The following is a 26,064-nucleotide window of genomic DNA, read 5'->3' as shown; positions in this document are numbered from 1 at the left end:
CATCAGATGCAGCATGAGAGAGGAAGTTGAGTTATGAGCACCCAAACGAAGGATGCCGACCGCAAGGACTGGGACACCTACTTCATGGATATTGCCTATATGGTTTCGACGCGCTCGCGTTGTCCGCGCAGACATGTTGGAGCTGTTCTTGTACAAGGAAAAAAACTGCTTGGCACAGCGTATAACGGCGCTCCGATGGGCGTGCAGGATTGTCTCGAGGCAGGCTGCATGATTTCGGAGGAAGTTGAGATGAAGCTGGTCGACGGCAAGGAGCAGCCATTCAAGAAACAACGCTGTATTCGAACGATACATGCGGAGCAAAATTTGCTGCTGTTCACCGATCGTACCGATCGCGAAGGCTCAACCGTTTATGTAACCGACCAGCCTTGCTGGACATGCGCTAACATGCTTGCAAACAGCGGTGTTATCGAAATCGTCTATCATCGCAGTTATCCGAAAGACAGTGAAAAGGTGAGCAATATGATGGCCCAGAAAGGTATTGTTTTCCGTTGTTTGGATCATTACGAGCCACCTGCTCAGGCGCATATGGATGTAACATCATAGCGTTGTTCATTAAATAGTAGAAACGAGGAGGAACCTCTGATTGCATCTTTTGATGCGACAGAGGTTCTTTTTTTGTTATGAGGCTTTGCGAATTGGAGGGAGCTAGAGGTGAATCGACGTCCTTTAATTTGGTTTGCGATTTGTTGGGTATTTGGGAGCGCGGCTGCTGCTGGTTTGAACAGCTGCGGCGTTTGGCTTGCGGCGGGAGCGGTAATATTGCTCGCAACCGCTGCAGTGCTTGGCAAGCAAGCGACGTGGCAGCTCGCGGCAGCTTGTGCTTTGGCAGTGTGCCTTGCCACAGGAGAGCGGTTATGGGCGGATGCCCGCAACGTGACTGCGCTGCCAGCACTGCTTGCCGCCGCTGAGGCGGATGGACCGCGAGCCGCGTATGCGGCGGAAGCGGAGGGCGTTATTGTGTCGGCGGTGGAGGTCGACGGCGACCGCGCGATGTTACGCGTGGAGGCGCACAGCATCCACGTTCAAGGTGAAGCCGCTGCGCAGCCATTGCGCGAGCGGTTGATCGTGCATGTCCGGCTGATGGAACAGCCGGAGCAGGCCATCGCCGCGGCTTGGCAGCGCGGCGCCAAAGTGCGCCTTGCCGGCGAGCTTACGCGGCCGGCTGGCACATCCAATAGCGGCGGATTTGATTACCGCCGCTACCTCAGCAGCCAGAGAATCCACTGGCTGCTCAAAGTGAAGGGCACCGCCGCCGTAAAACCGGCGCCGGGCCCCATGTGGACCGCGGCCGCGCTGCTCGGCCGCGTCGACAGCACGCGCGCATGGCTTGGCGCGCAGATGGAACAGCTGTATCCGTCCTCGCAGTCCGGATACATGAAGGGACTGGTCCTCGGCATTCGCGAGGACCTCGATCCAGAGCAGTTCCAGCAATTTTCAAGGCTTGGTTTAACGCATATTTTAGCGATTTCGGGCCTCCATGTTGCTGTATTCCTTTATGCGCTTAGCGGACTGCTGCGCCTCGCACGTATAAGCCGCGAACGAATGCTGCTCATCCTCATGTTGTCCGTTCCCTTGTATGTGCTGCTTGCCGGCGCTTCCCCTTCGGTTGTCCGCGCGGGTCTAATGTCCGTTCTTGGGCTATTGGCAGCCCGGATGGGCAAGCTGAAGGATGGGCTGCATCTGTTAGCTGCGGCTGCGGTGCTTATGCTTATTTATGATCCCTATTTTATTGAGGATGTCAGCTTTCAGCTGTCGTTCATTGTAACGATCGGTCTAATTGTCGGAGTCCAGCCTGTACGGCAAGCGATGCCGAGGTGGCGCAGAGGAAAATCGCTGCTTGATCTGGCAGCGGTTACGCTCGTAGCGCAGATTGTATCTTTTCCACTGACGATCTATTATTTCAATCAGTTTCATGTGTTGTCTATGCTCGCGAATTTTGTGCTCGTTCCGTTCATCAGCTTTGTCGTTATGCCGATAGGCGCAGTATCGCTTCTGCTTGCAATACCTTGGGAGGGCGGCGGCAAGCTGCTGGCCTATTTCTCGCATTTCGCGAATGAATGGACGTTTGCTTTCGTCGAGCAGCTGTCCGAAGTGGATTCACTAAGGACGATTTGGGCAACTCCGCCTCTTTGGTGGGTGGCAGCTTGGCTGGTTATATTTGGTGTCATATTTCGGATTTTGCGCAGTTGGACGATGCAAATCGCTGCGAAACATGAGGAAGAAGCGGCGACCATAGAGGAGACAGCGCCAATTGGAGCGGTTCTTCCTTACATAGTGGTTAAAGAAAACAGTAAAAAGCTAAGGATCAGCCTATTGCTGTTAGCGTTAGTTTTGATTATGATTTTTTATGCCTTTAAACCGGATTTATTTAACCGTCATGCAGAGGTTAGTTTTATTGATGTTGGTCAAGGCGATGCTGTACATATCCGAACACCCGGCGGCAAGCATATTTTAATCGATGGCGGAGGTACGATGAGCTTCCGCAAGCCGGGGGAAGAGTGGAAGGAGCGGAGCAACCCTTTTGAAATCGGGAAAAAGGTGCTTGTGCCTTTGCTAATGAAAAGAGGCGTGCGCGAGATTGACATCCTCGTCATTTCACATTTGGATAGCGATCATATCCGTGGTTTAAAAGCGGTTTTGGAGACGATTCCCATACGCAGCATTTGGTGGAATGGAACGGTGAAGGAAGCAGATGATGCTCAGCAGCTTATAAAGCAGGCAATTGCGCTGGGAATTCCAATGTACAGCGCGTCTGCGGGCATGAAGCAGCAGCTAGATGCAAATACCAAGATAAGTGTTCTGTGGCCATTGGCGCAAAAAGAGGAAGCGGTGGCTCACCTTGAGGAACAGAATGAAGCTAGTGTTGTGCTTAGTGTTCAGCTATTTCAGTCGGTCTTCTTGTTTACCGGTGATATTAATGCTGCCACGGAACGTTCCATTATACGAAATGAGCGGCAGCAAAATATAATGGATTCAAATGAAAAAAAAGTCTCAGTTATGAAGGTTGCACATCATGGCAGTCGTTTTTCAACAAGCACAGAGTGGCTCGATTATTGGCGTACGCTTGGAGCAGTAGCTTCTGTTGGAGCGACAAACACCTACGGCCATCCTAGTCCAGATGTGATTTCTCGATTAAATCAAGCGGGAACCGCTTTGTGGCGAACAGATCGTGACGGCGAGGTACGGTTTATTGTAACCAGCCAAGATTTATTTACGTATACAAAAATGAAGTAAGGCGGTCATCGAAAAAATGCGGATAGAAAGCCTGCCTTCATCTTTCCGTACCTAAATTCGCATATCATATGAAAATCATTCATACTTAGGAATAAAGAAGTCGAGCCGTTTTCAGAGGTATTCGACTTCTTTCTATATACGAGTTAGTTGAAATTTGGTATCCTTTAATGTGGAGTTTATTTCGATTCTTTCACAGCATAGCGAGTATCTGTAAATTTTTTATGATTTTTTTCCTGCTTCGTGCATTCAAGACGGTCCGCTTGGGGACAATCGCTCTGCTTGTTAAAACTTACTAAAAAAAATAAAGTAATATTTCTAATTTATCTGCAACTTTTACCGCAACCAGTTCGTCAGAATGGTTGCAAGAGAGGGGGATCCTTCGTGGTGGAGCCGGAGCTTATAAGAGCCGCTCAGTCGGGAGATCGCGACGCTTTAATTACTCTATTGCGAGAGATTGAAACGCATGTTTATCGGACAGCCTATTATATATTAAATAATGAACAGGATGCCCTTGATGCAGCGCAAGAAGCGCTAATTCGCATCTATACAAAAATAGGCTCGTACGAAGAAAAAGCGCAGTTCAAAACATGGATTCAACGTATTGTAACCAACATTTGCATTGACAAGTTTCGGAGAAATAAACCGACCGTCTCAATAGATGAGCACGACATGGTATTCCACGAAAAACAAAACGTGGAGGACGAGGTAATGTCTGCTTACGCTGTTAAAGACATTCAAGCCGCTATCGACAAGCTTCCTGAGCATCATCGTGCGGTCGTCGTCCTTCGGTATTTACAGGATTTCTCTTACAATGAAATTGCAGATTCGCTCGATTTGCCGCTCAATACAGTGAAATCCTATTTATTCAGAGCTAGGCAACAGCTGCAGACTTTACTCCATGATTATCAGAAAGGTGGTGTCCGGGGATGAATTGTCAAGAGGTGATGGAACTAATGCAAAGACAGCTAGACAACGATCTCGATGAAAGCGAAATCGAAGTCTTGATGAATCATACTAGACAGTGTCCGGACTGTGCAGCCATGTTCGAGCGGTTACAGCTATTGTCCGCCGAGCTTACCAGTTTGCCAAAAGTTATGCCGAGCTATAGCTTAGTCGATGCGATTATGCCTCAATTAGAGCGGATGGAACTGTTTGGTCAGGCTGAAGCGGAACCGCCATCCATGGTTAGCAGAACGGAAGCAACAAAACGTCTTTCCAAGCGTCAACGCCGCTGGCCGTCCATGCGCATTATGAGTGGTGTGATCGCAGCCGGAATCGTTGCAGGGCTGTTTATCGTAACATATAATTCAGGCTCGATTGGCGATATGAATGCATCAGAATCTTCAGCCAAGCAATCGAATAACGTCGCGGCTGATATGATGAACGAAACGCCAGTGGAAATGTCTTATAGAGCGAGCGCTAACGGTGCTGAAGACCCAGAAGTGAAGACAGAAACGGCAAATAAAGGTAAAGATGCCGATTCAGCGCCATCGTCCGAGAGTGCCGCAATCAATCCTTTAACCAATGAAGAAGACAAAGCGCCTGATGGCGGGTCATTTGAGGATGGCTCAGTCAAAGGCTTAACTTCGAATCCTTCTGAAGGATTGGTTGAAAACGAAGGCGAGAATGGTTTAGGTGTGAATACGAACAGCACGGCAACAGTTTCACCCGATGGCCTTTATAGCGGCAAGGCTGACAATTTTAAAATTAAAGTTGTTGCTGCTGCCGATCAATCTGTCGTCTTCACATCACCGCGCAAAAACGGTGAGCTGCTCAATCTGGTCTGGTCTGAGGACAGCAAAAAGCTGACCTACGAGGTTCATGTTGAACAAGGAGCAATTGAGAAGTATGTGATCGATTTATCCACGCTGACGGAGCAGAAGGCAGGGCATTAACTTGGAAACTGCTCGCTTCAGCACAGATTGCGGTCTGCAAAAATTAAGGGTTATTACGCACATTTACATCGATTTATGCGTATAATGTTAGCAGCGATAGTGTCTGCGACGAATCCTTAACGTCGTATGACCATCCGCAGGGCGGTACCATGGACCTGCCTGCGAATGTTTATATAGATGTTCGGCAAAGGGATGAGGCTTTATATGGCTCATCCCTTTGTTGCCGTCTAATTGTATTTACTCGTGACGAGGTGAAGGTATGGATGCAAAGGAAGCATTAAAAGAAATAAAGGGCGGACGCTTCCGTCCCATTTATGTGCTGTATGGCAAGGATCGTTATCGGCTGCAGCAATTTATTAACGTATTGACCGAGGCGATGTTTACAGCTGAGGAGCGAGAGCTTGGCATTGTTAAATTTGATACAGCGGAAACCTCGATTGAAGAAGCGGTTCTTGAAGCGGAAACATCGCCTTTTTTTGTGCAGCGGAAGCTGATTTTGATAAGAGATGCGACTGTGCTGTGTGCCGGAGGCAAGGAAGGCGGTAAGCTTGAGCATCGTCCTGAGAAGCTGATACAGTATATGGAGTATCCTTCAGAGACATCCATAATCGTTATTTCTGTCCAATCAGAGAAGCTGGATGAACGTCGAAAGCTTGTAAAAACGTTAAAGGATCGTCATTCCTTAGTTCCGTTCCCTGAACTCGATGCGGCTCAGCTTAAGCAATGGATGATAAAGCGGGCAACAGATCAGCAAAGAACCTTGTCTTCAGATGCGGCTGAGCTGCTCCTATCACGCGCTGGAGCGAATATGCAGCAATTGTCTCAGGAAGTGGACAAGCTGTGCTTGCACGCGGGAACAGGCGGTGTCATTGATGTAGAGACGGCATCCATGCTAACTGCAGCAACAGTTGAGGAGGACGTATTTGCGCTTGTGGATGCGATCGCTGAGCTTCGCATTGACAAGGCTATTCGTCTTTACAGAGAATTGCTGGTTCGTCGGGAAGAACCAATTAAGATCGCCGCTCTTATCGCTAGGCAATTAAGAATCATGCTGCAAATCAAAGAGCTGGAGCAGCATCACTATTCCCCTCAGCAAATGGCTGGCCAATTAGGCTTGCATCCATACGCAGTCAAGCTTGCCGCGGAGAAAAGCCGGAAATTTCAAGTGGCTAGACTTGGCAGGCTGCTGGCTTCACTTGCAGATCTTGATTATAAAATGAAAACCGGCGCAATTGATAAAACGCTCGGTTTAGAGCTGTATTTGCTTTCACTTGGCATGGAGAAGGGCGCATAGCGTTCTTTCCATTGCCTTTTTTTATATGAAAAGCTGATAAGCAGCATGGAACAACAAACAAGCTTCACCGCTCGATAAGAGCAGTGAAGCTTGTTTTTGTTGTGCTAAACGAATTTCAGTTGACCAGATGGACAACTGAAATTCGTTTGAGCGGTTATCTTGCTTAGGCTTGAGCCGAAAGGGCATTCAGACGTTTAGCAAGACGAGATTTTTTGCGGGAAGCCGCATTTTTATGAATCAGGCCTTTAGTTGCTGCTTTGTCCAACTTTTTCGTTGCAGCGATAAGAGCTGCTTTAGCAGCATCTACATCAGTGCCAGCGATAGCTTGGTCAGCAGATTTAACGGCCGAACGAAGTGCGGATTTTTGGGATGCATTCAAAGCACGACGCTTTTCACTTGTTTTAACGCGTTTAATCGCGGATTTAATATTTGGCATGGAATTCACCTCCTAAACTGTTTACAACGGTTTATCTACATCATAAACCTAGACAACACAACTTAAAGTATATTATCATGCCACTCCTCAAAAAGCAATAGCAGGAAGCTCCTTATAAAAACTGTATTCCGTAAGGATGAAGGCTCATCTACGAGTATGAAAATAATCCATCTGCAAACAATAACATCAGAACTGGTGTTTGAAGGGAGAATGAGCAATGGAGAACGAACTTGATTTGCAAAAATATAATGTTAGAACAGACTTGGCGCTTGAAGCGAAGGAGATGGCAGAGGCGCCAAGCGGCGGGCCTATACCTGGCATACAATCCGAAACTACTGAAGATGAAGGAATAACGATTACGCAGCTGCATGTTCAAAACGAACAAGGCGCTCAGGCCATTGGCAAAATGCAAGGGCATTATGTGACGATTGAGGTTCCGGAGCTGCGAAAAGGGGATACTGGGCTGCAGGATAGGGTGGCGACACAGTTTGCCAAACATTTTGAAGCTTTCCTTGAACGGTTATCCATAAATAAAACAGCGCGAGTTCTAATTGTAGGTTTAGGCAATTGGAATGTTACGCCTGATGCGCTTGGTCCAATTGTTGTTGAGAATGTAATGGTCACTCGCCATTTTTTCGAGCTGATGCCTGATCAAGTGGCGCCTGGTTATCGCGCGGTAAGTGCGGTAGCGCCTGGAGTGCTTGGCATAACGGGTATTGAATCCAGTGAAATCGTTCAAGGTATCGTTGAGAAGACGAGTCCGGAACTCGTCATTGCGATTGATGCATTAGCATCTAAAGCATTAGAGAGAGTGAATACAACGATCCAAATTGCAGATACAGGCATTCACCCGGGCTCCGGCATCGGTAATAAGAGAAAAGGGCTTACAAAAGAAATTTTAGGTGTCCCGGTCATTGCGATCGGAGTGCCTACCGTTGTTTATGCTTCGACCATCGTCAATAACACACTTGAGATGATGAGCAGTCATTTTAAGAAACAAAGCGCAAATTCGGATCAAATTTTAGGTTTGGTAAATCAGATGGAAGAAAACGAGAGGCTGCAGCTTGTCAGGGAAGTGCTCAGCCCGCTTGGCCATGATCTGCTGGTTACGCCAAAGGAAATTGATGAATTTATAGAGGATATCGCCAACATTATAGCAAGCGGGCTAAATGCATCGCTGCACGAAGCGGTTGATTCAAGCAATGTTGCGGCGTATACGCATTAAATTCCTATGATAATTAAGAAAGAGGCTTTCTAAAGGCATAACCTTTGGACAGCTTCTTTTTTTGCTCGATTTGCTATTCTGTATCCCTATAACTCTATCAACGCTAATTATTCCACATAGATTTGGTTCTATGAACTCTATCACTCTCATAGTTTAGTAGTGACTAATGCGGCTAGCACTATGAAGCGGGAGGTAATAAACCAATGAAAAGAAAAATTATGCTGCTTGATATAGGGAAGGAAAGTAGACGAGTGAGACAATTGCTAGTAACGGGACGTACATTCGCGTTGCTCTCATTTTGCTCAATGGTATTTTTTATTTTGTTAGGAGCAGCGGGTATGGCGCATCAGCAAACGACGGCTTCGCCTGTAAATTCAATGAAAGGTTTTGCTGCTGCTGTATCGAGCGGTTTTTTTGGGGATATGCTAGAGATGGAGATGCCTGCATTTCAAAGCAGTCGGGAGACAGATACGTTTACATCAAAGCAAATTAGCGCGTTTCTTATGAGAGCTTTAACGGATATTAATCCTAACGATCCCAAAAGCTTGCTTGCAGGCGAGCTGCCTGGCATGGGGGTTAATGATGCTTACTTAATTCGCAAGGGCATCGGTACGGATACAGCGGTGGGGCCGGAAGATAATGCACCGATTACATATGATCCGCTTGGTGAATTGCATGAGGATACAGGAACAGATGTATCGAACAACGGGACGACAGAAGAGAATGAGGAGGAGCCGCTGCCGGTACAGACAGACAAGCCATCTACAGGAAATGGCGAAGGTGATAACGGCGAACCGGCGAAGCCTACGACTGGCGGGAAGAAAGTAGCTTTTATCTATCACTCGCATAATCGCGAATCCTGGTACCCTGAGCTGACAGACAAGAAGAAAGATCCGAATTCTAGTACAAAAAATATTACGCTGGTTGGCAAACGGCTTGCCCAGAAGCTGGAGGAGAAGGGTGTAGGTGCACAGCACTCGAACACTGATTATCCAACGGCGATTAAAGGTTATGATTGGAATTATTCCTATAAATATTCGATGAAGACGGTGAAAGAAGCCATTGCCAGCAGCAAGGATTTGAAGTTTTTCTTTGATCTTCACCGTGACTCGCAAAGGCGGAAAGAAACGACCATCGATATTGATGGCAAAAGCTATGCGCAGGTTTATTTCATTATCGGCCATAAAAATCCCAATTGGGAAAAAAATGAAGCCTTTGCGACTAAAATTCATGAAGCGCTCGAAAAAAAATATCCAGGCATCTCTCGCGGAATTTGGGGCAAAACAGCCTCAGCAGGCAATGCCGAATACAATCAATCGCTAGCTGAGGATAATGTGCTTATTGAGGTAGGGGGCGTAGACAACACCCTCGAAGAGTCCTATCGAACAGCGGATGCGCTAGCAGCAGTTATTTCCGAAATTTACTGGGCAGACGAGAAGGCATCAACAAAAAAGTAGGAGGGGGCGAAGAATAAGTGAAACGAAATGCGCTAAAATGGACGGTGCTGGGCGGTGCTTTGGCGATTATCATCATGTATGGCATTGATATGTCCTCTTCGGGCATCGAGCGTATATATGGACCTATAGAAGGCTCAAGCGGGTACACAGAGATTCCGCAGACAGAGCAGAATGTACAGCCAGTTAATGATTTTCAAAAGGAACAGCAGCAAAAGATTGCCCAGCTTGAGCAGGAGCTTAAAGAACTAAAGCGGCTTGCTGCATATGATGGCGATACTACAGGAGAAACGGCTGAAACCTTTCCTGCTGAAAATGAAAGGATGCCTGGTCTTCCGCTTAAGAGTGACCAGCCAGCAGTAAATAAGATCGCAGATTCAACATCTGGTTTGCTGCAAAATATGTCAAGTGAAGGCATTCGAATGGTCGTATCTATATTCGATGGGCTGACGAAGTGATAATGAACATTGCTGGTCTTCCCCTTAACTGATATAATAGGAGGAATGATTAGCATTATTGGAAATTGTGGGGGTTAGGCATGACTGACGTACGTGACCGACAAAAGAGAATTAGGAATTTTTCCATTATCGCGCATATAGACCACGGAAAGTCTACGCTTGCTGACCGGATCTTAGAATTCACCGGCGCTTTGACATCTCGCGAGATGCAAGAGCAGGTTCTTGACAAAATGGATTTGGAGCGGGAACGCGGAATTACCATCAAGCTGCAAGCGGTACGCTTGGCATATAAGGCAGATGACGGGATCGAGTATATACTCAATCTGATTGACACGCCTGGACACGTCGACTTTACATACGAGGTTTCACGCAGTCTCGCTGCTTGTGAAGGTGCTTTGCTCGTTGTTGATGCTGCGCAAGGCATTGAAGCTCAAACGCTGGCTAACGTATACTTGGCGTTAGACAACAATTTGGAGATCGTACCTGTTATTAACAAGATCGATTTGCCAAGTGCGGAGCCTGAACGGGTAAAGCAGGAAATCGAAGATGTCATTGGATTGGACGCCAGCGACGCGGTACTTGCTTCCGCAAAAGCGGGAATCGGCATTAAGGAAATACTGGAGCAGGTTGTTACAAAGATGCCTTCACCAGAAGGAGATCCAGATCAGCCGCTTAAAGCGCTTATTTTTGACTCCCATTATGATCCCTACAAAGGCGTAATCGTTTATGTACGAGTTATGGATGGAAGCATCAAAGCAGGCAATAAAATTAAGTTTATGGCAACGGGAGCAGAATTCGAGGTCATCGAGGTTGGGGCATTCATGCCGAACATGGCGATCGTGAAGGAGCTTGCGGTCGGTGATGTTGGCTTTGTCGTTGCGGGCATCAAGAACGTGAAGGACACGCGTGTCGGTGATACAATTACGGATGCGAAGAAACCTGCACCTGAACGTCTGCCTGGCTATCGTCAGATTAACCCGATGGTATTCTGCGGACTCTATCCAATCGAGACACAGGACTATAATGACTTGCGTGATGCGCTTGAGAAGCTGGAGCTTAACGATGCATCACTCAAATATGAGCCGGAATCATCAACTGCTTTGGGTTTTGGTTACCGCTGTGGATTTCTTGGCTTGCTTCATATGGAAATTATTCAAGAACGAATTGAACGTGAATTCAACATCCCGCTTATTACGACAGCACCGAGCGTAATTTACAAAATTACACTGACAAATGGCGAAACGATGGAGATTGATAATCCATCGAACTATCCTGAAGCAGGCAAGCTTGACTTCGTAGAAGAGCCTTTCGTTAAGGCTGCTATCATTGTACCAAACGACTATGTCGGCGCAATTATGGAGCTTTGCCAGAACAAGCGGGGCGAGTTCGTGAATATGGAATATTTGGATTTGAATCGTGTAACGCTTACGTATCAATTACCTTTGTCAGAAATTGTGTATGATTTCTTCGATCAGTTGAAATCAAGCACGAAGGGATATGCATCGTTCGATTACGAGATATCCGGCTACCGCAGATCCAATCTGGTCAAAATGGACATCATGCTTAACAACGAACAGGTTGATGCTTTGTCTGTCATTGTCCACCGCGATCGTGCTTACCAACGCGGCAAGGTTATTTGTGAAAAGCTGAAGGAACTTATTCCGCGTCAAATGTTCGAGGTGCCGATTCAAGCATCTATCGGCAACAAAATCATATCGCGTGAGACAGTAAAAGCAATGCGTAAAAACGTTCTTGCCAAATGCTACGGCGGTGACATTAGCCGGAAGCGGAAGCTGCTTGAGAAGCAGAAGGAAGGCAAGAAGCGGATGAAGCAAGTAGGTAGTGTAGAGGTGCCGCAGGAAGCGTTCATGGCGGTACTCAAAATCGGCGAGGATTAAAACGTACGAGGATGAGGGAGGGCGCAGCTCTCCCTCTTTTCTATTTTAAGTGAACTGTATTTACCGACTTATATTTCAACGCGGGACGTGAGCCTGCCGCTCTAATGCAGTGCCAGCCGTTTACGCTTGAAGGAGAATGTTAACGATGAACATGACGCAATCACCACGCGCTTTATATATACACATCCCTTTTTGCACGAATAAATGTCATTATTGCGATTTCACTTCCTATGTACTAAAGGGACAGCCTGTTGATCAGTATCTCGATGCGCTTGAGCAAGAAATGCAGCGTACAGTTGCGGAATGGCCGCCAGTAGAAATTGATACTGTTTTTGTTGGTGGAGGTACGCCTACCGTACTGACTCCTCCGCAAATGGAAAGATTTCTAAAAGCAGTACGCACTTATTTCCCGCTTGCTCCAGATGTGGAGTTTACGATGGAAGCGAATCCAGGCACAACGGACATAGACAAGCTGACAGCTATGAAGGAAGGCGGCGTGAACCGAATCAGCTTCGGGGTTCAATCCTTTGATAATGGATTGCTGGAGCGTATTGGCCGCATTCATAGCGTAGAAGATGTATATCGCAGTATCGAGAATGCACGCAAAGTTGGATTTACTAACTTATCCATCGATTTGATGTTTGGCCTGCCAGGTCAAACGGTTGAGCTGTTAAGAGACAGTGTGAACAAAGCGATGGAGCTGGGATTGCCCCATTACTCCATCTACAGTCTAAAAGTAGAAGAAAATACGTTGTTCCATAAGCTCTATGAGCGCAACGAGCTGCCTTTGCCTCCAGAGGAAGAAGAGTTTAATATGTTTATTTTGCTAATGGACATGTTGAAACAAAATGGATACGGCCACTATGAGATTAGCAATTTCGCCGAACCAGGTTATGAAAGCCGCCATAATTCCACCTACTGGCGAAATGAGCCGTATTACGGCCTCGGAGCGGGCGCACATGGTTATGTCAATCGCATGCGTCATGTTAATTTAAAAGGGATTACACCGTATATCGATGCGGCATCAAGCAAGCTTCCGCGCCTTGAAACGTTTGAAGTTACTGAGGCTGAAGCGATGGAGGATTTAATGATGGTTGGGCTCAGGCTGCTAAGCGGAGTTCCGGCATCACGCTTCTCGAATCAATTCGAAGGCCAGAAACTGGAGGACAAGTTCGGTGATGTTATTCATAAATTAATGAAGGATGGCCTGCTGGAAGCTGAGCAAACAGAAGACGATATCATTTATCGGTTGACTGACAAAGGTGTGCTTCTCGGGAACGAAGTTTTTGGTGCTTTTATCGGATATAACGGCTAAAATACTCTTGAGAAAAAATTCGTTGTGGTGTATATTTATTCATATTGATTTTGATCTTGCACCGGGTGGAGGCGAATGCACAAATGCAGGCAGTACAGGTCGTATGTCGAAAAGCAACGTCTAATGATATTGAGACATTGTTTGAATTAATTAAAGGTTATGCAGAGCAAGGCATTATGCTGCCTCGCACTCGGGAAGCGCTCGAATATATGATAGATACATTCGTCGTCGCGGAAATTGGGGAAGAAGTTGTCGGCTGCGGTTCACTGCTGCGGCTAGGGAAAGAATTGGTTGAGATTCGCTCGCTTGGCATGTCGGATGGCTACAAGGGCGTAGGGATCGGCAGCAAGTTGGTAGAAGCGTTGATCGAGCAGGCTAGAGAGCAGCAAATTCCGAAGGTGATGGCTTTAACTTATGCCGTTTCCTTTTTTGAGAAAAATGGCTTCAAGGTCGTTGATAAGGAAATTTTCCCCGAAAAGGTTTGGAAGGATTGCATCAACTGTCCAAAGCAGCTTGCTTGCGATGAAATAGCTGTTCTGAGAATGCTGAATTAAAGCCCATTTTCTGAACGCATCTTCTTTTATTGAAAATAAACCACTCTCCTTTAGCGCTTGCATTAGGACTATTGGGTAAGTGGTTTTTTTGTTTCATTCAACTAATATGTTAGTTTGTCCGAACTCGTTGATAGTAATGCTGCGCGTTTTGGTATATAGTCAAGGTAGATGTTTATTGTCATATAGAGGAGAAATAAAAATGAGCCAAAAAAAAGATCAAATCGTAGCAGTAGAGGATAAGCTAAAGCATGTAACGACAGTGCTTTTGAAGAAATGGGCAGGATTTAGCGGGTTTTATGGTTTTAAAGCAATGGGTTACGATGAACTGTTCGCTTTGCTAAATACAAATGGCTGGAAAGTTATTATAGATGACTCCGTTTCACCTTATCGTATTGTAGAGCTATACCAAGGTGAAAATCGCGTGAGAAGAGAAAAGTTTGCAACAGATGAAGCAGGAAGAGTTCATAAAGTGTAATTGTTTGTAGAATAAGCCGCTGTGCCAACATATATTGCTGGCAAAGCGGCTTTTCTTTAAGCCACAGCGGAGTTTCCTTGTGTGATTAAATCGTTTACAAGATGTTTAAATTGAATTAGGCGCATGAAAAATGCCGAACTGACTTGACAATCGACAAGCTGGTTTGGTATTTTTGTAGTAATGATTAGCACTCGATTGGATTGAGTGCTAACGAAGGTACATCGAAATAACGGATTTGACATTTACGTAGGGGGAATTCGAATGCTGACGGAGAGACAACGGATGATTTTACATGCAATAGTGGATGATTATATTCGCTCGGCTGAACCAGTAGGCTCACGCAGTATTTCGAAGCGCGGCGACGTAGGCTTTAGTCCGGCAACCATTCGCAATGAAATGGCGGATTTGGAGGAGCTGGGCTTCTTAGAGCAGCCGCACACGTCAGCAGGGCGTGTTCCATCAACGAAAGGTTACCGTTATTATGTCGACCATTTAATAAAGCTTAGCGAAGTGGATGAGAAAGACATTGGTGTGGTTCGCTCGTTCGTAACGGACAAAATGAATCAAATGGAGCAGGTTATTCAACAAACGGCGATGATTCTCTCCAATTTAACCAATTACACATCTATTTTGCTTGGACCTGAAATGTTCAGCACATCGCTTAAGCATTTTGGCCTTGTGCCGCTTGATCAAACATCAGCAGTTGCTATTATTGTGACGAACACCGGACATGTTGAAAATCGGACGATTTCAATTCCTGACGGCCTGAAAATGGACGATATGGAAAAGGTCGTTAACATTTTAAACACGAGATTGGTTGGCGTTCCGCTGATTCGTCTAAGGTCGAAGCTTTACACTGAAGTTGGGCAAGAGCTTGAGAGGCATGTTGATCACTATGAACAGCTGCTGCAGGTACTGGATCATGCATTGCAGAATGAGGATGAGCACCGAATCTTCTTAGGCGGAACAACCAATATGCTGACACAGCCTGAATTCAAGGATGTAGACAAAGTAAAAACGATTTTGGATTTGCTTGATGAGACACCAGCCATAATGAAAATGTTTTCCGGCCTTCCGTCAGGTATACAAGTACGTATCGGGACAGAAAATGACCATAAGGCAATTAGCGATTGCAGTCTTATCACAGCAACCTATGCCATTGATGGCCAATCGCTGGGAACGATCGGCATTCTAGGACCAACGCGAATGGAATACGGCAAAGTCATTAGTTTGTTGGATATTATATCCAAGGATATGGCGGTTCTTCTTGGCCGTTGGTATAAGTAATTAATGATATTTTGCCAAGTTTACTTCGTAAACTTTTTTAGGAGGTGATTGCATGAGTACGAAAGAACAACATAATGAGGCAGCCGAGGCTGTAGAAGAAGTGGTATCTGCTGAGCAATCAGATCAAGCAAGCGAGGATACTGTAAACGAGGTTGTGGAAGAAGATTCGCGGTATGCGGAGCTTGTGAAGCTGGCTGAGGAGAAAGAGCAGCGCTTCTTGCGCGCACAAGCGGATTTCGATAACTTCCGCCGTCGTACAATGAAAGAAAAAGAAGAACTCGGACAGTACGCATCGATGAAGCTGATCGGTCAACTGCTTCCGGTTGTAGATAATTTTGAGCGCGCTGTTGCAGCCGCATCTGTTAACGGTGATTTTGAATCACTTGCGAAGGGTGTAGACATGATTTTCCGTCAACTCGAGTCAACACTTGAGCAGGAAGGCCTTAAAGCTATGAACGTAGTTGGCGAGCCTTTTAACCCTGAATTCCATCAAGCGATTATGACTGTAGATTCCGATGAGCATGAAGAGGGTATCATTGTTGAGGAAGTTCAGAAGGGCTATATCTTGAAAGACAAGGTATTGCGTCCAGCGATGGTTAAAGTAAGCAGTTAAACGGTAAAACTTTTTCTCAATAAATGAGACAAAGCAAGCTGTTATTAGGATAAAATATAAAAATTGTAGGAGGAACTATAGCTATGAGTAAAGTAATTGGTATTGACCTTGGTACAACAAACTCTTGCGTAGCAGTAATGGAGGGCGGAGAAGCAGTTGTTATTCCTAACCCGGAAGGCAACCGCACAACTCCTTCCGTAGTAGGTTTTAAGAAAGACGGCGAGCGTGTTGTTGGTGAAACAGCAAAACGTCAAGCGATCACAAACCCTGATCGTACAATTAGCTCGATTAAACGCCACATTGGTACGAACCACAAAGAAAAAATTGACGATAAAGATTACACACCACAAGAGATTTCTGCAATCATTTTGCAAAAATTGAAAGCTGATGCTGAAGCTTACTTGGGTCAAACGGTAACGCAAGCCGTTATTACGGTTCCTGCTTATTTCAATGACAGCCAACGTCAAGCGACTAAAGATGCTGGTAAAATTGCTGGTCTTGAAGTTCTTCGTATTGTCAACGAGCCAACAGCTGCAGCACTGGCTTACGGCCTTGAGAAAACAGAAGATCAAACGATTCTTGTTTATGACCTTGGCGGCGGTACATTTGACGTTTCCATTCTTGAGCTTGGCGATGGCTTCTTCGAAGTTAAAGCGACAAGCGGCGACAACAAACTAGGCGGAGATGACTTTGACCAAGTTGTCATCGATCACCTTGTTGCTGAATTCAAGAAAGAGCAAGGCATTGATCTTTCCAAAGATAAATCAGCTGTTCAACGTTTGAAAGATGCTGCTGAGAAAGCGAAAAAAGAACTTTCCGGCGTATTGACTTCAGCTATCTCTCTTCCGTTCATTACAATGGTTGACGGCGTTCCTCAGCATTTGGAGCTTAGCCTTACTCGCGCGAAATTTGAAGAGCTTGCAGCTTCCCTTGTAGAGCGTACGCTTGGACCTACTCGTCAAGCGCTTAGCGATGCAGGAATGTCCCCAAGCGATATCGATAAAGTTGTACTTGTGGGCGGATCGACTCGTATTCCAGCGGTACAAGAAGCAGTTAAAAAATTGATCGGCAAAGAACCGCATAAAGGGGTTAACCCGGATGAGGTTGTAGCTCTTGGCGCAGCTGTACAAGCGGGCGTATTGACTGGCGATGTGAAAGACGTTGTATTGCTTGACGTTACTCCATTGTCGCTTGGTATTGAAACAGCTGGCGGCGTGTTCACTAAGATGATCGATCGTAACACTACAATTCCTACAAGCAAATCGCAAGTGTACTCCACATATGCGGACAATCAACCGGGCGTTGAAATTCACGTCTTGCAAGGTGAGCGCTCGATGGCGGCAGGCAACAAAACGCTTGGTCGTTTCACATTGAACGATATTCCTCTAGCACCACGCGGCGTTCCGCAAATCGAAGTTACTTTCGACATCGATGCGAACGGTATCGTAAACGTGTCTGCTCTTGATAAAGGAACAGGCAAGAGCCAAAAAATTACGATTACATCTTCAAGCGGCCTGAGCGATGATGAAATCAACCAAATGATGAAAGACGCTGAGCTTAACGCTGAAGAAGATCGCAAACGTCGCGACCTTGTTGAAGCGAAAAACAGCGCTGACCAATTGGTTTACTCCGTTGACAAAACAATTAAAGATCTTGGCGATAAAGTTGATGCTGCTGAAATCGAAAAAGCTAACGCTGCAAAAGAGAAAGTAGTTGCAGCACTTGCAACAGACGATCTTGAGCAAATCAATGCAGCAGCTGAAGAGCTGACTGAAATCGTTCAACAGCTTTCAGTTAAGCTTTATGAGCAAGCTTCACAAGCAGCTGAAGGTGCTGGCCCAGAAGCTGGCGGCGCTGCAAAAGGCAAAGACAATGTAGTAGACGCTGACTATGAAGTGGTTGACGATAATAAATAAAGTGTAGCGAGCGAGAGGTCAAAGACAGGCGCTACCTGGCTTTGACCTCCTTTCGTGCTTATAGAGGAATCATAGGATATATAGCGGAGGTGAGAACAGGTGGCAAGCAAACGCGATTATTATGAGGTTCTTGGTGTTGGCAAGGATGCTTCAGCAGACGATATTAAAAAATCATACCGTCAGCTAGCACGTCAATATCATCCCGATGTAAATAAAGCTGCAGATGCAGAAACGAAGTTCAAGGAAGTTAAAGAAGCATACGATGTACTAAGTGACGATGGAAAACGTTCAACGTATGACCGGTTCGGCCATGTTGATCCAAACCAAGGTATGGGCGGCGGAGGCGGGGCTGATTTCGGCGGAGGCTTCGGCGATATTTTCGACATGTTTTTTGGCGGCGGAGGCGGTCGTCGTGATCCGAATGCACCGCAGCGCGGCAATGACCTGCAATATACAATGACAGTTGAGTTTAAGGAAGCGGTATTCGGCAAAGAAACTGAAATTACGATTCCTAGAACAGAAACTTGCGATACCTGTCATGGTGATGGAGCTAAGCCGGGTACGAAGCCGGAGAGCTGTTCGGTTTGTAAGGGCAGCGGACAGCAGGAGGTTGTTCAAAATACGCCATTTGGCCGTATGGTCAACCGTCGTGCTTGTACGAATTGCAGCGGAACAGGCCGCGTAATAAAAGATAAATGTACAACTTGCCATGGCGCGGGTAAAGTGAAGCGTCAACGCAAAATCAACATCCGTATTCCAGCCGGCGTAGATGACGGAGCTCAAATCCGTATGTCTGGCGAGGGTGAGGGCGGTCTTCGCGGCGGTCCTGCGGGCGACTTGTATATTGTTATCCGTGTGAAGCCGCATGAGTTTTTCGAACGTGAAGGCGATGATATTTATTGCGAAGTTCCGCTTACATTCGTGCAAGCAGCTCTTGGCGATGAAATTGAGATTCCTACGTTAACGGAGAAAGTGAAGCTCAAGGTGCCAGCTGGCACACAAACAGGCACTTACTTCAGACTCAAAGGCAAGGGTGTTCCTAAGCTTCGTGGATATGGTCAAGGCGATCAGCATGTGAAGGTTACTATCGTAACACCAACGAGCTTGACGGATGATCAGAAGGACCTGCTTCGTCAGTTTGGCGGGCTAAGCGGCGATTCCGTATCGAATGATCAAGAACATCATGAATCTATATTCGAAAAAATGAAAAAGGCGTTCCGCGGTGAATAACCCGGCACGTCTTTTTTTCTTCCCACGGCTGTATAGAATGGGGTGGATTAACATACTCTATTCGGGTAGGAAAACCATACATCAATACACAACCGGAGGGAACTAATACGATGACAAACAATAACAACAACAATAACAGCTTGGAGAAAACAAACTTTGGCAACCTGCCTGTAGGCGAAAACGAAGATGTGGAATTTTCTGAAGAGCTTGCTGACGAAGCAGATCGCAAAGCTGCTCAGCGTGCAGCTGCAGCCGACGAGCGCAACGAGCAGGCATAATGAGCCTTATTGAAATCCAAGCGACCTTCGAGGGTGAGGGTGCTGCTCAGGAGACGATGCGGAAGCTTCAAGCGCTGCGTGCAATTGAAGTGAATGGGTTGCTTGACAGTGGATTGCTGACGGCAACCATAGATGATGAAGTCGCCGAACGCGCGCTTCATCTTATTAAACAAATGGGCGGCAATGCAAATACAATTATTACTTAAACATAAAAAGGGACTGTGGGCTAGTATAGCCTTCAGTCCCTTTTATTCGTTTGAACCATTAAATATGAGCTGCTTCTAGAAGCTCCAGCTGTGCAGGGCGCAGCGATTGGACGAGAATGTCACGCCATTCGCTGTACTTGCTATGCTTTCGAACCGCAGTGAATGGTTCAGCTCGTTTCGTTAGCGGATTTGCTAAATCCAGTTCAATTCTGCCAGGGGCGCCTTGCATCGTTATGATTCTTGTGCCAAGCAGCAAAGCTTCGTCAACATCAACTCTCTGTATTCTTTTTGCCGCTTTCTACCAGCGCTTGGAATATGTCCTCTTTTGAGCGAAAATATTTATAAACGTTGCCAACGCTAATGCCGGCCGTTGCAGCAATATCAGCTATCTTGGTTGCTGGCAATCCTCGCCGTGCTATAACATGCATCGCTGCTTCTAGTATTTGGCGCTGCCCCTCAACACGCAGCATCTGATCTTTTTCAATATTTCTAGGTGACATAATTGCAGTAAACCTCCCGACGATAAAAAGCTTGCTGGAATTGTAATTATACTCTTCTAGATTCCGTAACGATTGTAGCATAAATACAGCAGTCGGTCTCTTGTGTCATTTTTTTGTGCAAAGGCACTACTCTGGTGTACAATAGATGTTAGGTTTTTAAAGCGAAACGTTTGTCTAGTCGACCGCGGTCGGCGATAGCCGTTTACGATTGGCATTGGAGGATATTACATATGAAATGGTTTGAACTTACAATTTCTACAACTGAAGAGGCGCAAGAGATGATATCCAACTTTTTGCATGAGATGGGAGCAGGAGGCGTATCCATTGAAGAATCGGGTACACTCAGCAAACAGCGTGATACATCATTTGGACAATGGTACGAAACGCCGCTTAACGATATTCCAGAAGGCCAAGCGATCATCAAGGGCTATTTTGGAGAAGACACCGATACCGATGCGCTAGTTGCAGCGATTAGACCTCGTGTCGAAGAGCTTCGTGAATTTGATATTGATCCCGGAACTGTAGAATATATCGTTGCAACTGTAGATGATGAGGATTGGGCTACTGCGTGGAAGCAATATTTCAAGCCGATTCGCATTTCAGATAAGTTAACGATTAAGCCAACTTGGGAAGAGTATGAAGCAGGTCCGGATGAGCGCATAATCGAGCTGGATCCAGGAATGGCTTTTGGAACAGGGACACACCCTACCACCTCCTTGTGTCTGCAGACGCTCGAGTCTGTCATTCGTGGCGGAGAAGAAGTCATTGATGTCGGCACAGGCTCGGGAATACTCGCTATTGGAGCTTGTCTGCTGGGCGCGAAGAGCGTACTTGCGGTTGACCTTGATCCCGTCGCTGTTTCCAGTGCCAAAGAGAACGTGTCGCTAAACAATCTTTCCGAGAAAGTTGAAGTGCGGCTTAGTGATTTGCTTGGTGTAATTAAGGAAGAATCTGCTGGAGGAGAACAAGCAGCTGCGAATGGCGCTTTCAGAGTTACCGTGCCTGTAGATCTTGTTGTTGCTAATATTTTGGCAGAAATCATCCTGATGTTTGTGGACGATGTATATGCGGCACTAAAACCAAACGGAATTTATATTGCTTCCGGCATTTACAAAAATAAAGAAACCGATGTAGAAGAAGGATTAATTCGTCATGGATTTGAAATTATTGAGAAGCGCCGCGATGAGGATTGGATCGCAATCGTAGCGAGAAAGCCACAGGTGATTTAATGGACTTGCAAAGCTTTTTGCGATTTCCGCTGGAGGATTTGCCATTTATCGTATTGGCTTTAATTATCGCATTTACCGTGCATGAGTTCGCTCATGCTTACAGCGCTTATAAATTTGGTGATGATACTGCTTATAATGCTGGGCGTGTAACCCTAAACCCGCGTGTGCATTTGGATGTGCTAGGGACGCTGTTGATTCTCATTGCCGGATTTGGATGGGCGAAACCCGTACCGGTAAATCCAAGTAAATTCAAAAGTCCGAGAATGATGAGCATTGTAGTGACCGCAGTAGGACCGTTAAGCAATTTGCTCATGGGTACGATAAGCATTTTTATTTATGTTGCGATTTTGGCTTCAGATATTTTAAGCGGAGCATCTGTCGGTGTGGATGCAGCTGTACATCGATTTTTTGATTATTTTATTTGGTATAATTATTTATTGTTTATTTTTAACCTTATTCCGCTTCCTCCGCTTGACGGCTACCGGATCATCGCAGATCTGTTGCCGCTAAAGCTTCGTTACAAGATGGATCAAAATGTGCAGTGGGGAATGTTTATCTTTTTATTAATCGTATTTATTCCGCCGCTTCGTAAAGTAACACTTGATCCTGTACTTGGGTTAGGCGCAGATTTAATGAATAATACGTTTGCGTGGGTTTACCAGATTTTCTTATAGAGGCTAGGCGGCCGCTCGCAGGCTGCTGGCAACGGTTTCTGATAGATTTAGTGAATACAAACATGTTATTATGAAGGATGGAATTTGTTTAAGGGTGGTTGGAAAAAGATCATGCAACGATATTTCATAGCGGCGGAGCAATTTAGCGACTCTGAAATCCGCCTTATCGGCGACGATGCGCATCACGCCGCAAGGGTAATGCGCACGAAGCCAGGCGATAAGTTTATTGTCAGCGATGGGGAGTCGCGCACGGCGCTTGTCGCTGTGCTTGAAGCATCTGCAACACTCGTAACAGCAGAAATTGTTGAGATGCTAGGCAATGATAGTGAGCCGAAATGGGCAATAACGCTCGCTCAGAGCTTGCCTAAGGGCGACAAAATGGAGCTTGTGATACAGAAAGGAACTGAGATCGGTGCTTATGCATTTGTTCCCTTTCAGTCCGAGCGCATGGTCGTTCAATATGATGCAAAGAAGGAAGCAAAGCGCATAGAGCGTTGGAGTAAAATTGCGAAGGAAGCGGCAGAGCAGGCACATCGCAACCGTGTTCCGGCGATTGAGCCGCTGCATAGCTGGCGTGAGCTCATAAAGTCTATGTCCAATTACGATTTGGTTTTATTTTGTTATGAGCGTGAAGGACATCTTGCCCATGGCAGAGGCGTTCGCACAGCGATTAACGAATGGACCGAACAAGAAGGCGAAGTGAGCTCGCCGAAAATGCTGCTCATTATTGGTTCTGAGGGCGGCTTCACGGATCGTGAAGCGGACGAGGCAGAAGCAGCTGGTGCTGTACTGGTTGGACTAGGCAGAAGAATATTACGAACGGAAACAGCGGGCATCGTAGGATTAACCTGCTTATTATATGAATCCGGAGAAATGGGAGGAGCGTAACAACTATGCCAACAGTCGCATTTTATACGCTGGGCTGCAAAGTAAACTTCTATGATACAGAAGCGATATGGCAGCTATTTAAAAACGAAGGTTATGAACAGGTCGATTTCGAATCGACTGCTGATGTTTACTTAATTAATACATGTACGGTAACCAATACGGGAGACAAGAAGAGCCGTCAAATTATTAGACGGGCTGTTCGACGCAACCCCGATGCTGTCATTGCGGTCACGGGCTGTTACGCTCAGACCTCTCCAGCAGAGATTATGGCTATTGAAGGCGTTGATCTTGTCATCGGGACACAGGACCGGGAGAAAATTATGACGTTTGTGAATCAAATTCACGATGATCGTCAGCCGGTTAACGCCGTCCGCAACATCATGAAGACTCGCGACTTTGAGGAACTGAATGTACCGGACTTCTCGGAGCGGACGCGTGCTTTCTTAAAAATTCAAGAGGGCTGCAACAACTTCTGTACGTTTTGTATTATTCCATGGTCACGCGGTTTATCTCGCAGCCGTGCTTCAGAAAGCGTGCTAGAGCAAGCTAGACAGCTCGTTGCATCCGGCTACAAGGAAATTGTGTTGACGGGCATTCACACTGGCGGATATGGCGATGATATGGAAAATTACAATTTAACAAGTCTGCTATGGGACTTGGACAAGGTAGAGGGACTTGAGCGCATTCGAATTAGTTCGATCGAAGCAAGTCAAATCGACGATGCGATGATTGATGTGTTGAACCGTTCCAGCAAAATGTGCCGCCATCTGCATATTCCACTCCAAGCAGGTGAAGACTCCGTATTAAAGCGGATGCGCCGTAAATATACGACTGCAGAATTCGCAGCAAAAATTAAAAGATTGCACGAGGCAATGCCTGGCGTTGCCATTACAACGGACGTTATTGTCGGTTTCCCTGGAGAAACGGAAGAAATGTTCGAAGAGGGCTTCCGCTTCATGGAAGATTTGAAATTTGCTGAAATGCATGTGTTCCCTTATTCGAAACGGACAGGTACGCCTGCTGCTCGAATGGACGAGCAAGTGGATGAAGAAGTGAAAAATGAGCGCGTGCATAAGCTAATTGATTTGTCTGAGAAAATGCAGCTAGCGTACGCAGAGCAGTACGTTGGCCATGTTCTCGATGTTATCCCAGAGCGCGATTACAAGGGTGCCCCGGGTACTGGACTTGTTATGGGCTATACGGATAACTATATCCAGGTCGTATTCGACGGCACAGAATCGCTGATCGGCAAGCTTTGCCGAGTGAAAATCACGGAAGCAGGCGTCAACGAATGTCGCGCCAAGCTTGTTCGCGTGATGGAAGATCATCCTGCCGCAGTGAGCGGCATGGAGCAGCACACCTTCGTGCTGGAGCGTCCGGAAGCGATAAGAGCCTAGCTATAGCTTGACAAAATGCGGGGATTCCTTTGCTTATCGATTCCTTTTGTGGAAAAGATGGAGGAATCCTTTGCTGCATATACAATCTGTTTAATGCTGCAAGGGGGAAACGGACATGAAGGAAATTTCAGCAGGCGGTGTCGTTTATCGCCGCACCGAGGAAGGAAAACTGCAAATCCAGCTCATTCAGGATCGTTACGGAAAAGTTTCGCTGCCAAAAGGAAAAATGGAGCCTGGCGAAACGATTGAACAAACCGCTTTGCGTGAAATCGTCGAAGAAACAGGTCTTGAAGGGGTGATCATCGCTCCGATTGATCAAATTAAATATAAATATGAGCATGAAGCCTTCGGGATGGTCGATAAAGAGGTTCATTATTATTTAGTTGAGGCTGTTGGAGGATCTCTGCATGCGCAAGTAGAAGAGATCCGCGGGGTCGATTGGTTTGAGCCTGGGGAAGCTTGGAGACGTCAAAAGCAATCCGGATACGATAACAATCATCGCATCGTTGCAGGAGCATTCCAGCTGCTTGGTTTGCAAACGGATTAGTGCTAAGTAACGGGATCAAGGCGCCTAAATGTGGGCAGATAACAAAATGGCAGAGCGATCAATGAGCTTAGAATGTTGAAAATTGTTTGCGTATGAGCGATTTGCCCTGCTGCAGACGAGGATATCCATTCCGATATCGTCGCAAGCTCACCTATGAACGGCATAAATAGCAATGCGCCTCCAGCGTTTAAGATGACATGCGACCATGCCACATACTGTCCGGCCTTAGTCCCGCCAATAGAGGCTAACAATGCTGTCGCACAAGTCCCGATGTTAGCGCCGAGAACGACGGCGATACCAAGTTCAATGGGCATTGCGCCTATAGATACGAAACCCATAATGATACCAATAACGGCTGCGCTGCTATGAACAGCAGCTGTAAGAAGCGCACCCGCTGCGAGCCCCCACCATAAGCTCTCATTTGCTTTTCCAAGAAACCAGCTGAACATGGGGCTGTCATGGACGGCGGAGCCTACGCCTTGCATCATCGTCATGCCAGTAAGGAGCAGAGCGAAGCCGCACAGCACGACAGAGGTCGAACGAACTGCTGGAAGCCAGCGCGCATTCCGAACAACAGGAAACAGACGTAATTCTCCTAGTAAAGCCGTTAACAGCCACATTCCGATCGAGAGGATGAGCAAGGGAACGGCCAGTTTATTTAAATTTAGACCGATTAGCTCTGTCGTTATGCAGGTGCCAATATTCGTACCGAGTATTATGCCTAGTGTTCGCGGGAATGTAAGCAAGCCGGCATTGACCATTCCAATGGCGATAACCGTTACGGCTGTGCTGCTTTGTAGAAAAGCAGTCGTGACCGTTCCGATTGCTAGTCCGTGAATCGGGGTTGCAGTTGATCGTTTGAGGATTCCGGTCAAATAGGGGCCGGCTAATCGATGCAGCGCCAGCTCCATCAGCTTCATGCCGCACATGAAAACAGAAAACCCAAGCAGCATTGGAATGAGTATAGTCTGAACCATGGTTTGGACTCCTTATTATTTATTTCAATTTTTGATTCGTAAATATACATATGCTGCAAGCAA

27 protein-coding genes are annotated in these 26,064 nt (G+C 46.4%); 23 read left to right on the top strand and 4 right to left on the bottom strand.

Annotated elements, in window-relative coordinates:
- Positions 1–33 precede the first annotated feature (33 nt).
- The 5 genes from AC0VYE_RS21605 (at position 34) to holA (ending at position 6,444) form a co-directional block, all read left to right on the top strand.
- On the top strand, positions 34–564 hold the full coding sequence (locus AC0VYE_RS21605; protein ID WP_076266860.1) for a deoxycytidylate deaminase: 531 nt from the start codon (positions 34–36) through the stop codon (positions 562–564).
- 108 nt (positions 565–672) lie between these two features.
- The gene (locus tag AC0VYE_RS21600) at positions 673–3,255 is read left to right on the top strand and encodes a DNA internalization-related competence protein ComEC/Rec2 (RefSeq protein ID WP_475442838.1); all 2,583 of its coding nucleotides are present in this window, start codon (positions 673–675) and stop codon (positions 3,253–3,255) included.
- A 381-nt stretch (positions 3,256–3,636) separates the two neighbouring features.
- On the top strand, positions 3,637–4,185 hold the full coding sequence (locus AC0VYE_RS21595; protein ID WP_053376850.1) for an RNA polymerase sigma factor: 549 nt from the start codon (positions 3,637–3,639) through the stop codon (positions 4,183–4,185).
- Positions 4,182–5,150: an anti-sigma factor gene (locus tag AC0VYE_RS21590; RefSeq protein WP_475442837.1), complete on the top strand. Its 969-nt coding sequence runs from the start codon at positions 4,182–4,184 to the stop codon at positions 5,148–5,150. The genes AC0VYE_RS21595 and AC0VYE_RS21590 overlap by 4 nt, the downstream gene beginning before the upstream one ends.
- Before the next feature lie 259 nt (positions 5,151–5,409).
- Entirely contained in the window at positions 5,410–6,444 is a 1,035-nt protein-coding gene (holA, locus tag AC0VYE_RS21585) for a DNA polymerase III subunit delta (RefSeq protein ID WP_076266863.1), read from the top strand.
- A gap of 163 nt (positions 6,445–6,607) precedes the next feature.
- Here the strand turns inward: holA and rpsT are convergent, their stop codons facing one another.
- Entirely contained in the window at positions 6,608–6,880 is a 273-nt protein-coding gene (gene rpsT / locus AC0VYE_RS21580) for a 30S ribosomal protein S20 (RefSeq protein ID WP_053376847.1), read from the bottom strand.
- Positions 6,881–7,097: 217 nt separating this feature from the next.
- Here rpsT and gpr point away from each other — a divergent pair, with 217 nt between their 5' ends.
- From gpr to AC0VYE_RS21515, 13 genes are all read left to right on the top strand, one after another.
- Complete coding sequence (gene gpr / locus AC0VYE_RS21575) at positions 7,098–8,105, top strand: GPR endopeptidase (protein WP_475442836.1); 1,008 nt, start codon at positions 7,098–7,100, stop codon at positions 8,103–8,105.
- Positions 8,106–8,308: 203 nt separating this feature from the next.
- Positions 8,309–9,562 (top strand): stage II sporulation protein P, encoded by a 1,254-nt coding sequence (gene spoIIP, locus AC0VYE_RS21570; protein ID WP_475442835.1) that lies wholly within the window; start codon positions 8,309–8,311, stop codon positions 9,560–9,562.
- A 17-nt stretch (positions 9,563–9,579) separates the two neighbouring features.
- Entirely contained in the window at positions 9,580–10,017 is a 438-nt protein-coding gene (locus tag AC0VYE_RS21565; protein ID WP_076266866.1) for a hypothetical protein, read from the top strand.
- A gap of 80 nt (positions 10,018–10,097) precedes the next feature.
- A complete protein-coding gene (lepA, locus tag AC0VYE_RS21560) occupies positions 10,098–11,915 on the top strand; it encodes a translation elongation factor 4 (protein WP_076266867.1) in 1,818 nt (605 codons plus the stop codon).
- A 145-nt stretch (positions 11,916–12,060) separates the two neighbouring features.
- Positions 12,061–13,230, top strand: a complete 1,170-nt coding sequence (gene hemW / locus AC0VYE_RS21555) for a radical SAM family heme chaperone HemW (RefSeq protein WP_475442833.1) — start codon at positions 12,061–12,063, stop codon at positions 13,228–13,230.
- A gap of 83 nt (positions 13,231–13,313) precedes the next feature.
- Complete coding sequence (locus AC0VYE_RS21550) at positions 13,314–13,784, top strand: N-acetyltransferase (RefSeq protein ID WP_076266869.1); 471 nt, start codon at positions 13,314–13,316, stop codon at positions 13,782–13,784.
- A 199-nt stretch (positions 13,785–13,983) separates the two neighbouring features.
- A complete protein-coding gene (locus tag AC0VYE_RS21545) occupies positions 13,984–14,259 on the top strand; it encodes a hypothetical protein (protein ID WP_076266870.1) in 276 nt (91 codons plus the stop codon).
- Between the two features lie 261 nt (positions 14,260–14,520).
- Positions 14,521–15,546, top strand: a complete 1,026-nt coding sequence (gene hrcA, locus AC0VYE_RS21540; protein WP_076266871.1) for a heat-inducible transcriptional repressor HrcA — start codon at positions 14,521–14,523, stop codon at positions 15,544–15,546.
- Positions 15,547–15,598: 52 nt separating this feature from the next.
- Positions 15,599–16,159, top strand: coding sequence for a nucleotide exchange factor GrpE (gene grpE, locus AC0VYE_RS21535; protein WP_076266872.1), 561 nt, complete (start codon positions 15,599–15,601; stop codon positions 16,157–16,159).
- 83 nt (positions 16,160–16,242) lie between these two features.
- Entirely contained in the window at positions 16,243–18,075 is a 1,833-nt protein-coding gene (dnaK, locus tag AC0VYE_RS21530; RefSeq protein ID WP_076266873.1) for a molecular chaperone DnaK, read from the top strand.
- Positions 18,076–18,174: 99 nt separating this feature from the next.
- Positions 18,175–19,305, top strand: coding sequence for a molecular chaperone DnaJ (gene dnaJ, locus AC0VYE_RS21525; RefSeq protein WP_076266874.1), 1,131 nt, complete (start codon positions 18,175–18,177; stop codon positions 19,303–19,305).
- A gap of 110 nt (positions 19,306–19,415) precedes the next feature.
- Positions 19,416–19,583, top strand: a complete 168-nt coding sequence (locus tag AC0VYE_RS21520) for a YfhD family protein (RefSeq protein ID WP_076266875.1) — start codon at positions 19,416–19,418, stop codon at positions 19,581–19,583.
- Positions 19,583–19,789, top strand: coding sequence for a hypothetical protein (locus AC0VYE_RS21515; RefSeq protein ID WP_475442831.1), 207 nt, complete (start codon positions 19,583–19,585; stop codon positions 19,787–19,789). The genes AC0VYE_RS21520 and AC0VYE_RS21515 overlap by 1 nt, the downstream gene beginning before the upstream one ends.
- A gap of 58 nt (positions 19,790–19,847) precedes the next feature.
- Here AC0VYE_RS21515 and AC0VYE_RS21510 read toward each other — a convergent pair whose 3' ends face one another.
- A complete protein-coding gene (locus tag AC0VYE_RS21510) occupies positions 19,848–20,045 on the bottom strand; it encodes a hypothetical protein (protein ID WP_475442830.1) in 198 nt (65 codons plus the stop codon).
- Positions 20,046–20,058: 13 nt separating this feature from the next.
- Positions 20,059–20,289 (bottom strand): TetR/AcrR family transcriptional regulator, encoded by a 231-nt coding sequence (locus tag AC0VYE_RS21505; RefSeq protein ID WP_475442829.1) that lies wholly within the window; start codon positions 20,287–20,289, stop codon positions 20,059–20,061.
- Between the two features lie 230 nt (positions 20,290–20,519).
- Between AC0VYE_RS21505 and prmA the strand changes: the two genes are divergently transcribed.
- The 5 genes from prmA to AC0VYE_RS21480 all read left to right on the top strand — a co-directional run bounded on the left by prmA (position 20,520) and on the right by AC0VYE_RS21480 (position 25,024).
- A complete protein-coding gene (gene prmA, locus AC0VYE_RS21500; RefSeq protein ID WP_339203467.1) occupies positions 20,520–21,518 on the top strand; it encodes a 50S ribosomal protein L11 methyltransferase in 999 nt (332 codons plus the stop codon).
- Positions 21,518–22,192, top strand: coding sequence for a site-2 protease family protein (locus tag AC0VYE_RS21495; RefSeq protein WP_076266879.1), 675 nt, complete (start codon positions 21,518–21,520; stop codon positions 22,190–22,192). Before prmA ends, AC0VYE_RS21495 begins: the two co-directional genes overlap by 1 nt.
- A 111-nt stretch (positions 22,193–22,303) precedes the next feature.
- On the top strand, positions 22,304–23,080 hold the full coding sequence (locus tag AC0VYE_RS21490) for an RsmE family RNA methyltransferase (protein ID WP_475442828.1): 777 nt from the start codon (positions 22,304–22,306) through the stop codon (positions 23,078–23,080).
- Between the two features lie 5 nt (positions 23,081–23,085).
- Positions 23,086–24,477 (top strand): tRNA (N(6)-L-threonylcarbamoyladenosine(37)-C(2))-methylthiotransferase MtaB, encoded by a 1,392-nt coding sequence (gene mtaB / locus AC0VYE_RS21485; protein WP_083681716.1) that lies wholly within the window; start codon positions 23,086–23,088, stop codon positions 24,475–24,477.
- 115 nt (positions 24,478–24,592) lie between these two features.
- Positions 24,593–25,024: an NUDIX hydrolase gene (locus AC0VYE_RS21480; protein WP_076266880.1), complete on the top strand. Its 432-nt coding sequence runs from the start codon at positions 24,593–24,595 to the stop codon at positions 25,022–25,024.
- A 2-nt stretch (positions 25,025–25,026) separates the two neighbouring features.
- On the opposite strand, the gene AC0VYE_RS21475 is transcribed toward AC0VYE_RS21480, so the two are convergent.
- Positions 25,027–26,001, bottom strand: a complete 975-nt coding sequence (locus AC0VYE_RS21475) for a Na/Pi cotransporter family protein (protein ID WP_475442827.1) — start codon at positions 25,999–26,001, stop codon at positions 25,027–25,029.
- Positions 26,002–26,064: the final 63 nt, after the last annotated feature.

The sequence above is a fragment of the Pristimantibacillus sp. Z349TD_6 genome, from assembly GCF_056173205.1.
This window is presented reverse-complemented; position numbering and strand designations above follow the sequence as displayed.

Excerpts from the sequence above, each read along its gene's own strand:
- AC0VYE_RS21605 (WP_076266860.1), top strand. The coding sequence starts at position 34 with ATGAGCACCCAAACGAAGGATGCCGACCGCAAGGACTGGGACACCTAC.
- AC0VYE_RS21590 (WP_475442837.1), top strand. The coding sequence starts at position 4,182 with ATGAATTGTCAAGAGGTGATGGAACTAATGCAAAGACAGCTAGACAAC.
- holA (WP_076266863.1), top strand. The coding sequence starts at position 5,410 with ATGGATGCAAAGGAAGCATTAAAAGAAATAAAGGGCGGACGCTTCCGT.
- rpsT (WP_053376847.1), bottom strand. The coding sequence starts at position 6,880 with ATGCCAAATATTAAATCCGCGATTAAACGCGTTAAAACAAGTGAAAAG.
- gpr (WP_475442836.1), top strand. The coding sequence starts at position 7,098 with ATGGAGAACGAACTTGATTTGCAAAAATATAATGTTAGAACAGACTTG.
- spoIIP (WP_475442835.1), top strand. The coding sequence starts at position 8,309 with ATGAAAAGAAAAATTATGCTGCTTGATATAGGGAAGGAAAGTAGACGA.
- lepA (WP_076266867.1), top strand. The coding sequence starts at position 10,098 with ATGACTGACGTACGTGACCGACAAAAGAGAATTAGGAATTTTTCCATT.
- hemW (WP_475442833.1), top strand. The coding sequence starts at position 12,061 with ATGAACATGACGCAATCACCACGCGCTTTATATATACACATCCCTTTT.
- AC0VYE_RS21550 (WP_076266869.1), top strand. The coding sequence starts at position 13,314 with ATGCAGGCAGTACAGGTCGTATGTCGAAAAGCAACGTCTAATGATATT.
- AC0VYE_RS21545 (WP_076266870.1), top strand. The coding sequence starts at position 13,984 with ATGAGCCAAAAAAAAGATCAAATCGTAGCAGTAGAGGATAAGCTAAAG.
- hrcA (WP_076266871.1), top strand. The coding sequence starts at position 14,521 with ATGCTGACGGAGAGACAACGGATGATTTTACATGCAATAGTGGATGAT.
- grpE (WP_076266872.1), top strand. The coding sequence starts at position 15,599 with ATGAGTACGAAAGAACAACATAATGAGGCAGCCGAGGCTGTAGAAGAA.
- dnaK (WP_076266873.1), top strand. The coding sequence starts at position 16,243 with ATGAGTAAAGTAATTGGTATTGACCTTGGTACAACAAACTCTTGCGTA.
- AC0VYE_RS21520 (WP_076266875.1), top strand. The coding sequence starts at position 19,416 with ATGACAAACAATAACAACAACAATAACAGCTTGGAGAAAACAAACTTT.
- AC0VYE_RS21515 (WP_475442831.1), top strand. The coding sequence starts at position 19,583 with ATGAGCCTTATTGAAATCCAAGCGACCTTCGAGGGTGAGGGTGCTGCT.
- AC0VYE_RS21505 (WP_475442829.1), bottom strand. The coding sequence starts at position 20,289 with ATGTCACCTAGAAATATTGAAAAAGATCAGATGCTGCGTGTTGAGGGG.
- prmA (WP_339203467.1), top strand. The coding sequence starts at position 20,520 with ATGAAATGGTTTGAACTTACAATTTCTACAACTGAAGAGGCGCAAGAG.
- AC0VYE_RS21495 (WP_076266879.1), top strand. The coding sequence starts at position 21,518 with ATGGACTTGCAAAGCTTTTTGCGATTTCCGCTGGAGGATTTGCCATTT.
- AC0VYE_RS21490 (WP_475442828.1), top strand. The coding sequence starts at position 22,304 with ATGCAACGATATTTCATAGCGGCGGAGCAATTTAGCGACTCTGAAATC.
- mtaB (WP_083681716.1), top strand. The coding sequence starts at position 23,086 with ATGCCAACAGTCGCATTTTATACGCTGGGCTGCAAAGTAAACTTCTAT.
- AC0VYE_RS21480 (WP_076266880.1), top strand. The coding sequence starts at position 24,593 with ATGAAGGAAATTTCAGCAGGCGGTGTCGTTTATCGCCGCACCGAGGAA.
- AC0VYE_RS21475 (WP_475442827.1), bottom strand. The coding sequence starts at position 26,001 with ATGGTTCAGACTATACTCATTCCAATGCTGCTTGGGTTTTCTGTTTTC.